This window comes from Rhodoblastus sphagnicola, from assembly GCF_002937075.1.
In the GTDB taxonomy this organism is placed as follows: Bacteria; Pseudomonadota; Alphaproteobacteria; order Rhizobiales; family Beijerinckiaceae; genus Rhodoblastus; species Rhodoblastus sphagnicola.
Genome location: NZ_NHSJ01000003.1, coordinates 1 through 12,344, shown reverse-complemented (window position 1 = coordinate 12,344; position 12,344 = coordinate 1). Strand labels below are relative to the sequence as shown.

Genomic DNA, 12,344 nt, shown 5'->3' with positions numbered 1-12,344 from the left:
TTTTGAGGCGTCCAGCGTGAAAATCTTGCCGTCGGTGGCGAGAACCATGATTTTCGACGTCGTTTCAGCAAAAAACGAGACTTGCAGCGCGTCGTCGCCTTTGTATTGCAGGTTGGCGAGGTCGGACACCTGCCCTTTCAGCGCGCGAATCCAGCCCTTTTGCGTCACCACCACCGTGATCGGCTCGCGCTCGACCAGCACGTCAGTCAGGTCGAAATTTTCCGACACCGCCGGCGGCGCTTCAAATGTGGTGCGGCGCTTGCCCAGCGCGGTGAGCGGACCCCATTTTTTCTTGATCTCGCGAATCTGCGCGGTGATCGCCCTCCACTGCCGCAACTCCTCGCCGACCAGCAGCTCCAGCTCGCCTTTTTCGCGCGTCAGTTCGGCATGCTCGCCGCGCAACTGCATTTCCTCCAGCCGGCGCAAGCTGCGCAAGCGCGTGTCGAGAATGTAATTGGCCTGGTTGTCGGTGAGGTCGAAGCGCGCCTTCAGGACGTCCTTGGGCTCGTCCTCCTCGCGGATGATGCGGATGACTTCGTCGAGATTGAGAAAGGCGATGATCATGCCGGCCAGCACTTCCAGCCGGCGCTCGATCTCGGCGAGCCGATAGCGGCTGCGGCGCAGCAGCACGTCGCGGCGATGGTCGAGCCATTGCCGCAAGGCTTCGGGCAGCGACAGCACCTTTGGCGTCACGCCATCGGCCAGCACGTTCAGGTTCATCGCAAAGCGGCTTTCCAGCTCGCTCATGCGGAACAGGCTTTCCATCATCACGCCGGCGTCGACGCTTCGCGCCCGAGGCTCCAGCACGATGCGCACGTCTTCCGCCGATTCGTCGCGGACGTCGGCGAGCAACGGCAGCTTCTTCTCGTTGACCAGTTCGGCCAGCTTTTCGATCAACCGCGACTTTTGCACGCCATAGGGAATCTCGGTGACCACCGCGTTCCAGGCGCCGCGATTCCCCTCTTCCTTCACCCAGCGCGAGCGGATGCGGAACGAGCCGCGCCCGGTCGCATAGGTCTCGATGATCGAGTCGCGCGAATCCACAACAATGCCGCCGGTCGGAAAATCCGGCCCCTGCACGAAGGTGCAGAGATCGCGCGCGGAGGCCGCCGGATTGGCGATGAGATAGAGCGCGGCGTCCAGGAGTTCGGCGACATTGTGCGGCGGAATCGAGGTGGCCATGCCCACCGCGATGCCCTGCGCGCCATTGGCCAGCAGGTTGGGGAAGGCGGCGGGCAGCACCACCGGCTCCTTCAGGTCGCCGGAATAGTTGTCGCGAAAATCGACGGCGTCTTCGTCTATGCCTTCGAGCAGCGCGCGGGCGACTTCCGTCATGCGCGCTTCGGTGTAGCGGTAGGCGGCGGCGCCGTCGCCGTCGATATTGCCGAAATTGCCCTGCCCGTCGACCAGCGGGTATCGCGAGGAGAAATCCTGGGCGAGGCGCACCAGCGCGTCGTAGATCGACTGGTCGCCATGGGGATGGAACGAGCCCATCACGTCGCCGACGATTTTCGCGCATTTCTTGAACGACGCGCCCGGATCGAGCCGCAGGATGTGCATGCCATAGAGAATGCGCCGATGCACCGGTTTCAGTCCGTCGCGCGCGTCAGGCAGCGCGCGGCCCATGATGGTCGAGAGCGCGTAGGCGAGGTAGCGCTCCTCAAGCGCGTCGCGCAGGTTGACCGGCAGGTTGACCTCGCCGGGAGGCGGAAGATGGGCGCGGGCCATAAGCTCCAGATTTTCTTGAAGACGCGACTTTCATCGTGAGCGGCCGGGCGGGCCGGCTCACCCGACCTCTAGAACAGGCGGCGCTTCAGTTCAAGTTCGCGCTTCGTTCTTGCTAAAAATTTAATCCAACTTGTGGCCTTTCCGCACTAGCCTCGCACGGGCGCCGGGATTACAAAAACCCATGCTTCGCAGATGCGAATGCTTTTTTTGAGCAACGCTTAACAGCGGTATGCCTTGATCTTGACCTTGACATTCGGGCAGAGGATCTGATGAAAATTTCGAAAACGCTCACGCCAGCGGTGGTTCTGGTGGCGTTTGGCGTCGGTATCGGCTTGGCTTTCTTCACTTCGCAAGGGGCGGCGACCGCCGAAACCGGCGCGGCGCAGACCGTCAGGGCGGAAACGCATGCGGACGCATCCTCATCGGCGGCGTCAGCGGTCTGTGAGGACCGCGAGGTGGAAATGGACGAAGGCTATGCGCTCACGCGCAAGGAGAAGCGCCGCGTCTGCCATTGAGGCCCGCGACCAACTCAGGCGCGTCAAACTTCAAAAAAGCGGCCCTCCGGGGCCGCTTTTGATTCGGGGCGCACAAATGAAAACGGCGGGGCCTTTCCTGGGACCCCGCCGTCAAATTTCCCACACCGTGTCTCGCGGTTGTGGGGAAACCTTATAACCCCGCCAGAAAACCCGTCGGATCGACCGGCTTGTGGCCCTTGCGCAGTTCGAAGTGCAGTTGCGGCGAGGCGACATTGCCGCTCTGGCCCGACAGCGCGATGGTCTGGCCGCGCTTGACCGTGTCGCCGCGCTTCACGTTGATCGAGCCATTGTTGGCGTAGACGCTGTCGAAACCGTTGGGATGGTGGATCAGCACCAGATTGCCGTAGCCCTTCAACTCGCTGCCGGCATAGGTGACCACGCCCGATTCCGCCGCCTTGACCTGGGTGCCTTCGGGCACCGCGATATTGATGCCGTCATTGCCGCCGCTGGCGTAGCCGTTGATCACGCGGCCGCGCGCCGGCCAACGGAACTCCGGATTGGCGCTGTCGCCGGCCGGCGTGGTGCGCGCGGTGGAATCGTCCTCGGGCGCTGCGGCGGCGATCTGCTTGGGCGCGGGCTGGGCCGGTTCCGGCGCGGCTTGAGCCATTTTCGGCGCGGGTTGCGCCAAATTCGGCAATTCTGGCGCGGGCTGGGCGGCCTGCTGCTGCGTCTTGGCTTGCGCCTTCTGGGCGAGTTTTTCCGCCTTGGCGGCGTCGGCGGCCTTTTTCGCTTCCAATGCGGCGCTCTTTCTCGCATCGGCGGCGGATTGGGCCGCAACCTGGGTTTCTTGCGCCTTCTTCTTCTCGATGGCGGCGGCGGCCTCCTTGATCGCGGCGGCGCGGGCCTCGGCAAGACGGAGCTTGCGCTCGGCGGCCGGATCGACCTGCGCCGGCGCAGTCGCCTGCTCATTTTCCTCCTGCACCAGCGATTTCGCGCCGGGCTTCATGACGAGACGCGGATCGGGCTTTCTCAGCGCGGGCTCGGCTTGGGCGTCATCGTTGCTGGGCCGGAGCGGCTCGGCCCGCGCCATGCGCGGGGCCGGCGCGGCGACTTGCGCCGGCGCGGCGGCGATTTGGGCCGGCGCGGCGATTTGGGCGCGCGCCGCCTCGGCGCGATGGTTGGCGTTGTAAACCGGGATGGTCAGACGCACGCCGGGCTGGACCTGCCCCGCGCTGCGATAGCCGTTGAGTTGCAGCAGGGTGTCCTTGGGCACGCCATAGCGGTTGGCGATCGCACCGGCGGTTTCGCCCTGGGCGACCACCACCGGGACGCCGCCCTCGATCGACCAGCCGCCGACGCGGGCCGCGACGGCGCGCGGGGCCTGCGGGGCTTGAGCCTGCACCGGCTCGGGCGGAATCGGACGCGGGGAAAAGGCCGGCGCGGCCGCCGCGCTGGGCGGGGGCAGCGGCTGCATGGAAATGGGCGCGCTCGGCCGGCTTTGCACATTGAGCGGGGCGGGCCTCGACGCGATCGAGCGCGGGGCGCCGGAGCGGCGCAGATCGGCGACCGGTTCGTTGCTCGGCGCGGGATCGTTGAACCCGCGAAACGTTTCGGAGAAGAAATCGCTGTTCTCGCTTGGGCTCTCTTGCTGCTGCTGCCGGGTCGCCCCGCTGGGCGGCAGGGTCGAGCCGGTCGGCGCGCGATCGTAGCGCGACGCGGAGGTCTTGAACGGATTCGACAAGGGATCGTCGATTCGGGAGGAATCGGCGCAACCCGACAGGCCGAGAACCGCGACGCCAGCCAACAAGAGGCCGCTTTCTTTCCGCTTCAGCGAATGAACCATGACGCAACTCACAAACCCGACACCGACAAATCGACTTAACGCCATGCGGGTTAAAGGAGCGTTTAAGATGAATCCCTGTTCATCATGGTCATGCGAATTTCGCCATAATCAGCCTTAATGAAGGCTTTAACCCGCGTAGAGGCCGCGCAGCAGGTTTTGCGCGCGACAGGAACCCAGGGCCGCGACCTCGATCCGGTCGCCGGGCAGGCGACGGTACAGCACCCGCTCCGTCTTGTCCTCCACGGCGCGGGCGGCGATCAACGCCCCGCCCTCTCCCAGCGCGCCGAGCAGGCGCGACGGCGGCTCCTCGAAGGCGGCGTGGACGATGATGCGGTCGAACAGGCCGAGTTCGGGCGAAATGTCGGCGCCGTCGGCCCAGATCACCGCGACATTGTTGATCTTGAGCCGCTCCAGGTTTTCGCGCGCGGCTTTCGCAAGGGAATCGAAACATTCCAGGCTGACGACATTTTGCGCCAGCCCCGCCAGCACCGCCGCCGACCAGCCCGACCCCGTCCCCACCTCCAGCACGCGCATGTGCGAGGTCACCGCCAGCGTCGCCAGCGCCAGCGCCATGTCCGAGGGCCTTTCGATGGTCTGGCCCCACGGCAGCGGCAGCGCGATGTCGCGCAGGGCGAGTTCGACCTGATGCGCGCCGACGAAATTTTCGCGCGGCGCCGATTCCATGGCGCGCAAAAGGTTGAGATCGTTAAACCCCTTGGACCTCAGCTGCAGCAGCAATTGCGCGGCGGCGAGCTTTTGCGCTTCCACCCTCGCCTGCGCGGCCGCGGAGGGAAAGGGTGGCTGATAGGCCATGGCGTCAGCCGAACAGACTGGCGAAATGCGCCAGCGCCGGTTCGTCGGTGAGATCGAGCCGCAGCGGGGTGACCGAAATGCGGTTTTGCGCCACGGCTTCGAGGTCCGTGCCCTTGCCGGCGATAAAAGTCGGGCGCTCGAAAGCGATCCAGTAATAGGGATTGCCCCGGCCGTCGCGGCGGCCCTCGATCTTCATCAACTCCTGCTCGCGCCGGCCCTGCCGCGCCAGTGACACGCCCTGCACCTCTTCGGGCGTGCAGGCCGGGAAATTGAGGTTTATCAGCACGCCCGGCGGAAAGCCGCGCGCCACGATCTTTTCGATCAACGGCGCGGCGTGGGTTTCCGTGCAGGGCCAGAATGAATTTTCGCCCACATAGCATTGCGACAGCGCGATGGACGGAAACCCCAGCAGCGTGCCCTCCATGGCCCCGGCTATGGTGCCGGAATAGGTGACATCCTCGGCGACATTCTGGCCGCGATTGACGCCGGACAGAATGAGATCGGGCGGGTTGTCCACCATGATCTTGCGCACGCCCATGATGATGCAGTCGGTCGGCGTGCCCTTGACGGCAAAATGATTGTCGGAAACTTTTCGCAGCCGCAGCGGGTCGGACAGGGACAGCGAATGCGCCACGCCGGACTGGTCGCTTTCCGGCGCGACCACCACGACATCCTCGGACAGGCTCCTGGCGATGCGCTCCAGCACGGCGAGGCCGGGGGCGTGAATGCCGTCGTCATTGGTGATGAGAATCCGCATGTCTTCTTTTCGCCCGCGATTCGGATAAAGGAATTTTGCGGACGGTTATAGCCTGTCTGACTTGCGCGAACAGCCCTCGGCGATGCGGCGCGCGCGCATGCTCCCCATGCGGGCGCGGCTATCCAGGCAAACATCCGGTTCTACAATTGCGGCCATTTCCCGTAGGCCAGGCGCCTTCATGTCGTCATGGCCGGCGTCGTCCCGGCCATCCACGCCAGGATACAGCGCAAAAAGTCAGAGTTTGAGCCTCGCGGCTTGGCGTGGATGACCGGGACAAGCCCGGTCATGACGGCCCTGACCAGAGATGTTAACCCGGTTTCGAAGCCCGTCCGCTACACCAGTTCCACCTCGGCCACGCCCGGCAGGTTTTTTATCGCGTTGGAGACCGCCGGGTTGATCGGATATTTGCCCGGCAGCTTGATCTCGACCTCGCGTTCGTCAAACCGCAGCAGCAGCGTCACTTCGCCTTCCGGACGGCCCGTCAGCTTTTCCGCCAACCCCGGCAGCGCCGCATCGTCGCGCAGCGCGATGCGCAGGCCCTTTTGGATGCGCGCCGCCGCCTCGTCGAGCTTTTCCACCAGCGTGATGCGGGCGCGCACATCCTCGCCGTCGATATTGCCTTGCAGCGTCACCAGCACGCACGCGCCCTTTTCCAGCAATTCGCGGTATTGGGTCAGGCCCTCCTGGAACATGATGGCCTCATACTGGCCCGAAGGGTCGGACAGCGTCACAATGCCCATCTTGTTGCCAGACTTGGTGCGGCGCTCGGTGCGGTCGAGCACGGTGGCCGCGAGCCGGTCGGCCGACGCGCCCTGCTTCACGGCGCGGACGAAACGCGCCCAGTTGCGCACCCGCAGCTTTTCCAGCACCGCCGCGTAGGAATCGAGCGGATGGCCGGACAGGAAGAAGCCGATCGAGTCGAATTCGCGCTTCAGCCGCTCCTCCGCCGACCAGTTTTCCCATTTGGTCACGTGCAACGGCTCCGGCTCGCCGCCGCCAAACAAGGCGTTCTGGCCGGCGCGCGCCTCGTCCTGCGCCACATTGGCGTGAGCCAGCACCGTTTCCATGCTGGCGAAAGCTTTGGAGCGGTCGGGCTCCAGGGCGTCGAACGCGCCGGCCGCCGCCAAACTCTCCAGCACTTTTTTATTCACCTCGCGCGGGTTAAGCCGCTGCGCCATTTCCGCCAGGCTTTGGAACGGTTTATCGCCGCGCTCGGCCACCAGCGCCGCCGCCTGCCCCTCGCCCACGCCCTTCACCGCCGACAGCGCATAACGAATGGTGAGCGCGCCGTCAGCGTCGGGATGGACCTCGAAATCGACCCCGGACAGGTTGATCGAGGGCGCCTCGACCTTGATCCCCATCCGCCGCGCCTCGTTGCGGAATTCCGCGAGCTTGTCGGTGTTGCTCTTGTCGAGCGTCATCGACGCCGCCAGAAATTCGACGGGATAATTGGCCTTGCACCAGGCCGTCTGATAGGCGACCAGCGCATAAGCCGCCGCATGGCTCTTGTTGAAACCGTAATCGGCGAATTTGGCCAGCAAATCGAAGATTTCGTCGGCCTTGGCGTGGTCCACCCCACCCGCCACCGCGCCATCGACGAAACGGGCGCGCTGCTTGTCCATCTCCGCCTTGATCTTCTTGCCCATGGCGCGGCGCAGCATGTCGGCTTCGCCGAGGCTGTAGCCCGAGAGGATCTGCGCGATCTGCATCACCTGTTCCTGGTAGATGACGACGCCAAACGTCTCCTTCAACACGCATTCGATCTTCGGGTGGATGTAATCGGCCTCCTCCTCGCCGAGCTTGACCGCGCAATAGGTGGGGATGTTCGCCATCGGTCCCGGCCGATACAGCGCCACCAGCGCGATAATGTCCTCGAACCGGTCGGCGCGCATCTCGGCCAGGGCCTTGCGCATGCCCGCGCTTTCCAGCTGGAACACGCCGACCGTCTCGCCGCGCCCAAGCATTTCATAGGTTTTCACATCGTCGAGCGGGATTTTCGTCAGATCGACCTCGATCCCCCTCAGTTGCAATAATTTCATGCAAGTTGAAAGGGTTGTGAGGGTTTTCAGACCTAAAAAGTCAAATTTGACCAGACCGGCCGGCTCGACCCATTTCATGTTGAACTGGGTGGCGGGCATGTCGGACTTGGGGTCCTGGTACAGTGGCACCAACTGGTCGAGCGGCCGGTCGCCGATGACGACGCCCGCCGCATGGGTCGAGGCGTTGGAATAGAGGCCTTCGAGCTTTTCCGCGATCTCCAGCAGTTTGGCGACTTTTGAATCGCGTTCCGCCTCCTCCTTCAGGCGCGGCTCGGACTCGATCGCCTGTTTCAGCGACACCGGGGCCGCCGGGTTCTGCGGCACCATTTTGGCGAGTTTGTCCACCTGTCCCAGCGGCATTTCGAGCACGCGCCCGACATTGCGCAGCACGCCGCGCGCCAGAAACGAGCCGAAGGTGATGATCTGCGCCACGCGGTCCCTGCCGTAGCGGCGGCGGACATAGGCGATCACCTCGTCGCGGCGGGTCTGGCAGAAATCGATGTCGAAATCCGGCATGGAAATACGTTCGGGGTTCAAGAACCGCTCGAACAGCAGCGAGAAGCGCATCGGGTCGAGGTCGGTGATGGTCAGCGCATAGGCGACCAGCGAGCCCGCGCCGGAACCGCGCCCCGGCCCCACCGGAATCCCCTGCGACTTCGCCCATTTGATAAAGTCAGACACAATAAGGAAGTAGCCAGGGAATTTCATCTTCTCGATGATCGACAGCTCGAATTCGAGCCTGTTGTCGTAATCCTCGACGGTCTGGCCCGGCGCGGGGCCGTGGGCGGCGAGCCGCGCCTTCAGCCCGTCGATGGCCTGGCCGCGCAATTCGGCGGCCTCGTCGGTTCCTTCGGTGAAATTCGGCAGGATGGGCGCGCGCGTCTTGGGCCGATAGGCGCAGCGCAGCGCGATTTCGACGCTGTTGCGGGTGGCTTCCGGCAGATCGGCGAACAGTTCCTGCATTTCGGCGCGAGTCTTGAAACGGTGCTCGGGCGTGACCTTCCGACGGTTGTCGTCGGAAACCAGCGCGCCTTCCGCAACGCAAAGCAGGGCGTCATGGGCGTCATAGTCCGAAGCCGACGCGAAATAAGGCTCGTTGGTCGCCACCAGCGGCAGGGCGCGGCGGTAGGCGCCTTCGAGCAGCGCCGGCTCGACCTGTTGTTCGCCTTCGCTGCCGTGGCGCTGCAATTCGATGTAGAGCCGTTGCGGAAACATCTCGACCAGGGCGTCGAGCCGCGCCGCGGCGGCGGCGTCCTTGTGCAGGGTCAGCGCGCGGTCGAGCGGGCCGGAGGGTCCGCCGGTCAGGACGAGCAGGCCCTGGTTGGCCTCGCGCAGCTGCCCCAACGTCACGTGCGCAACATCACCCGCATCGACCCCGGTCCAGGCCGACGACACCAGCTTCATCAGGTTGAGATAGCCCGCCTCGTCCATGGCCAGCAGCACCAGATTGCCGAGCGAGGCGTCGCCCGCCAGCGGCTCGCCGGGGGTGCGCAGCGCCTCGGCGTCGGCGAAATCGACCGCGAGCTGGGCGCCGGCGATGGGCTGGAGGCCGTCCTTGGTGGCTTTTTCGGAAAATTCCAGCGCGCCGAACAGGTTATTGGTGTCGGTGACGGCGAGCGCCGGCTGGCCGTCGGCGCTCGCGAGTTTCAGGAGCTTGGCCAGCGGCAGCGCGCCCTCGCGCAGCGAAAACGAGGTGTGGACGTGGAGATGGACGAAGCCGACCTTCGCGATCACGTCCTCAAGCGGAAACGTCATGCCCTGTCCTGCCTCTCGCCATCAGTCTCGGTTTGAGTATCGTCCAGCTTGGGGGTGACGCAAACCGGGCGTGGAATTATCAAGCTTCAAACATTTTGTTCGTTATTTGTTGTTTTTTTGTCCAAGGCCGTTTTGGCGCATGAGGAATTTTTCCTTCGACGCCCGGACATACCGAAATTTCATATCGTTGCGACAGCGCCACCCTGTGGATAACCCGCCGATTTCTGTGGATTGCGTTATGGCGCAGATGAGGCGATTGGTTAATGAAATAACAATGCCTAAGGCGACAGCGCGCCAAAATGACGCGAACCGCCGGCGAGGCCTTGGGTTGCATTCTACTCGAGCTCAACCAATAGCCCGTTGCGTAAGCTCCAACGCCTGTCCATGCGCGCGGCGAGTTCGAGATTATGCGTTGCGATCAGCGCGGCGAGTCCGGTCGCCCGCACCAAAGTCATGAGCGCGGAAAACACCTTCTCCGCCGTGGTCGGATCGAGGTTGCCGGTCGGTTCGTCCGCCAGCAGCAGGGCCGGCGCATTGGCCACCGCCCGCGCGATGGCGACGCGCTGCTGCTCGCCGCCGGAGAGTTCGGAGGGACGGTGGTCTTCGCGCGCGGCGAGGCCGAGATAGTCGAGCAGGTCCAGCGCCCGCGCGCGCGCCTCGCGCTTGTCGAGCCCGGCGATCAGTTGCGGCGTCATCACGTTTTCCAGCGCGGTGAACTCCGGCAGCAGATGGTGGAACTGGTAAACGAAGCCGATCTTGTCGCGACGCAGCGTCGTGCGGGCGCGGTCGTCGAGTTGCGAGGCGTCCTCGCCGTCTATGGCCACGGCGCCGGCGTCGGGCCGCTCCAGCAGGCCGGCGATATGCAGCAGGGTGGATTTGCCCGCGCCGGACGGGGCGACCAGCGCCACCGCCTGCCCCCGCCACAATTGCCCCTGCGCGCCGCGCAAAATTTCGAGAAAGCCGTCGCCTTCGGGATAGCGGCGCGTCACGCCCGAAAGCGAGAGCACCGGAAGTTGCTCGTTCATGGGTTCGCTATTCATCGGTTCGTCATTCATGGCGCAAGGCCTCGACCGGATCGAGCCGCGCCGCCCGCCAGGCCGGATAGAGCGTGGCGGCGAAGGACAGGCCGATGGTGAGGAAGGCGACCATGACCACTTCGTGGCGCTCGACCACAGTCGGCAATTGCGACAGGCCGAAATAATATTGCGCCGGGAACAGGTTGAGGCTGAAGACGCGGTTGAGGAACTGCCGGACGGCGTCGAGATGCAGCGCCAGCGGCACCCCAAGCCCGACGCCGAGCGCCGTGCCGATCACGCCAATGACGACGCCGGTGAGGATGAAAATGCGCAGCACCGCGCCGCGCGTCGCGCCCATGGTGCGCAGGATCGCGATGTCGTGGGTCTTGTCCTTCACCAGCAGGATCAGCCCCTGCACGATCAGCAGCGCGGCGACGGCGACGATGATGGCCAGAATCATGAAGATCGCCTGGCTTTCGACCTTGAGCACGTCGAAAAAGCCCTTGTTGCGCTGGCGCCAGTCGGTGAAGATGTTGGGCCGCTCGATGGTGGCCTCGATCTGCATGCGCAAATCGTCCATGGCCTCGGGATTGTCGACGAAGCCCTCGATGACGCTGACCTCGCCGGTCTTGTTGAAAAAGGCCTGCGCCTCGTCGAGCGGCATGTAGACGAACAATTGGTCGAAATCCGACAGGCCGAACTGGAAAATCGCCTTGACCGGATAGGCTTTCATGCGCGGCGTGACGCCAAACGGAGTCTGCGCGCCTTTCGCCGTGAGGATGGACACGGTGTCGCCGACGCGCACGCCGAGATTGTCGGCCATGCGCTGGCCGATGGCGAGGCCGCCCGACGCATCGAACCCTTCCAGCGTGCCCTGCCGGACATTGCCCTCGATGCCCGGCAACCGTTTCAGATCGTCGCCGCTGACGCCGCGCACCAGCGCGCCGGTCTGCTGGCTGGCCGAGGAAATGCCCGCCGGACTCTCGACCATGGGAATGGCGCGCTTGACGCCGGGAATGGTCTCCAGCTTGGCCGCCACGTCCTTGTAGTCGGTCATGGGCGTGTCGATCGGCTGCAAGAAGAAATGGCCGTTGACGCCGATGATTTTCCCCACCAGCTCGGCGCGCATGCCGTTCATCACCGCCATGACGATGATCAGCGCCATCACGCCCACGGTGATGCCGGTGATCGACAGGCCGGCGATGGCCGACGGCAGGAAGCGGTGACGCCGCGCCCGCAGGTAGCGCAAGGCGAGCATGCGTTCGTAAGCCCCGAAAGGCATGGCCCCGCGAGGATTGGCGCCGCGAGTATTGGCCCCGAAAGGCAAGCCCCCGAAAGGACTGGCCCCAAACCGGCCCAGGATTTTGTTCAGCAAGCGGATCATCGCCCCCGGTCTCTTCAGCTTCGTGCGAGTTAGGCGAGAATTGCGGGCAAAAGAAGACTCTTCTTCTCTGCGATTCGATACGCGCCGACAATGGCGCAAATGCTTTAGCGATTTATACCGGCATTTTAGAATTTTCCCCAACCGGGCGGCAATTTGGCCCTGCGACAAGCATCCAAAATGGAGCTATCGCCCATGTCCAACGTCCGCTTGCAGGAAATCGCCCTCCTTCCCCTCGACCAGCGCGCCGCGCGAATCGCGCAATTGTTCGCGGAAGGGGCGGAGGCGGAGGCGGCGGCGGCGCCGCGCGCGCCCGAAAAGCGGACGCGGTTGCGGACGCGCCTGCGCAATCTCGCGTTCTGGGCGCGCCCGGACCGCCTGTCCGTGGCGTTGACGGCCTTGGCAGCGGTCGTCGGCGGGAAATTCTTCGACGCCTCCTTCGCGCCGCGTCCGCGCGCCGACGGGTTTTGCGGCGTCGCGCGGATCCCCAACGGCGAGGCCGCGATCGAACTTTACGCGCGCGGTCTGTGTTTCGA

Annotated in this window: 9 protein-coding genes; 2 read left to right on the top strand and 7 right to left on the bottom strand. The window is 64.6% G+C overall.

Annotated features, from left to right (window positions below; all coding sequences use genetic code 11):
- On the bottom strand, positions 1-1,728 hold a 1,728-nt coding region (parC, locus tag CCR94_RS00085; protein WP_104505865.1), incomplete at its 3' end, for a DNA topoisomerase IV subunit A.
- A 269-nt stretch (positions 1,729-1,997) separates the two neighbouring features.
- Here parC and CCR94_RS00080 point away from each other — a divergent pair.
- Positions 1,998-2,243, top strand: coding sequence for a hypothetical protein (locus CCR94_RS00080; protein WP_104505864.1), 246 nt, complete (start codon positions 1,998-2,000; stop codon positions 2,241-2,243).
- Between the two features lie 151 nt (positions 2,244-2,394).
- On the opposite strand, the gene CCR94_RS00075 is transcribed toward CCR94_RS00080, so the two are convergent.
- The 6 genes from CCR94_RS00075 to CCR94_RS00050 all read right to left on the bottom strand — a co-directional run bounded on the left by CCR94_RS00075 (position 2,395) and on the right by CCR94_RS00050 (position 11,709).
- Positions 2,395-4,047 carry a LysM peptidoglycan-binding domain-containing M23 family metallopeptidase gene (locus CCR94_RS00075; protein ID WP_158254547.1) on the bottom strand — a complete coding sequence of 551 codons (1,653 nt, stop codon included), beginning with the start codon at positions 4,045-4,047 and terminating at the stop codon, positions 2,395-2,397.
- A gap of 126 nt (positions 4,048-4,173) precedes the next feature.
- On the bottom strand, positions 4,174-4,860 hold the full coding sequence (locus tag CCR94_RS00070) for a protein-L-isoaspartate O-methyltransferase family protein (RefSeq protein ID WP_104505862.1): 687 nt from the start codon (positions 4,858-4,860) through the stop codon (positions 4,174-4,176).
- A 4-nt stretch (positions 4,861-4,864) separates the two neighbouring features.
- On the bottom strand, positions 4,865-5,617 hold the full coding sequence (surE, locus tag CCR94_RS00065; RefSeq protein ID WP_104505861.1) for a 5'/3'-nucleotidase SurE: 753 nt from the start codon (positions 5,615-5,617) through the stop codon (positions 4,865-4,867).
- Between the two features lie 332 nt (positions 5,618-5,949).
- A complete protein-coding gene (dnaE, locus tag CCR94_RS00060; protein ID WP_104505860.1) occupies positions 5,950-9,411 on the bottom strand; it encodes a DNA polymerase III subunit alpha in 3,462 nt (1,153 codons plus the stop codon).
- A 335-nt stretch (positions 9,412-9,746) separates the two neighbouring features.
- Positions 9,747-10,436, bottom strand: coding sequence for an ABC transporter ATP-binding protein (locus tag CCR94_RS00055; RefSeq protein WP_244593874.1), 690 nt, complete (start codon positions 10,434-10,436; stop codon positions 9,747-9,749).
- A 22-nt stretch (positions 10,437-10,458) separates the two neighbouring features.
- Positions 10,459-11,709 (bottom strand): lipoprotein-releasing ABC transporter permease subunit, encoded by a 1,251-nt coding sequence (locus tag CCR94_RS00050; protein WP_244593873.1) that lies wholly within the window; start codon positions 11,707-11,709, stop codon positions 10,459-10,461.
- Positions 11,710-12,003: 294 nt separating this feature from the next.
- Between CCR94_RS00050 and CCR94_RS00045 the strand changes: the two genes are divergently transcribed.
- A partial coding sequence (locus tag CCR94_RS00045; protein ID WP_146089761.1) for a hypothetical protein occupies positions 12,004-12,344 on the top strand: 341 nt, incomplete at its 3' end.

What these genes read in the sequence shown, in the direction of transcription:
- CCR94_RS00080 (WP_104505864.1), top strand. Translation starts at nt 1,998, where the DNA reads ATGAAAATTTCGAAAACGCTCACGCCAGCGGTGGTTCTGGTGGCGTTT.
- CCR94_RS00075 (WP_158254547.1), bottom strand. Translation starts at nt 4,047, where the DNA reads ATGGTTCATTCGCTGAAGCGGAAAGAAAGCGGCCTCTTGTTGGCTGGC.
- CCR94_RS00070 (WP_104505862.1), bottom strand. Translation starts at nt 4,860, where the DNA reads ATGGCCTATCAGCCACCCTTTCCCTCCGCGGCCGCGCAGGCGAGGGTG.
- surE (WP_104505861.1), bottom strand. Translation starts at nt 5,617, where the DNA reads ATGCGGATTCTCATCACCAATGACGACGGCATTCACGCCCCCGGCCTC.
- dnaE (WP_104505860.1), bottom strand. Translation starts at nt 9,411, where the DNA reads ATGACGTTTCCGCTTGAGGACGTGATCGCGAAGGTCGGCTTCGTCCAT.
- CCR94_RS00055 (WP_244593874.1), bottom strand. Translation starts at nt 10,436, where the DNA reads ATGAACGAGCAACTTCCGGTGCTCTCGCTTTCGGGCGTGACGCGCCGC.
- CCR94_RS00050 (WP_244593873.1), bottom strand. Translation starts at nt 11,709, where the DNA reads ATGCCTTTCGGGGCTTACGAACGCATGCTCGCCTTGCGCTACCTGCGG.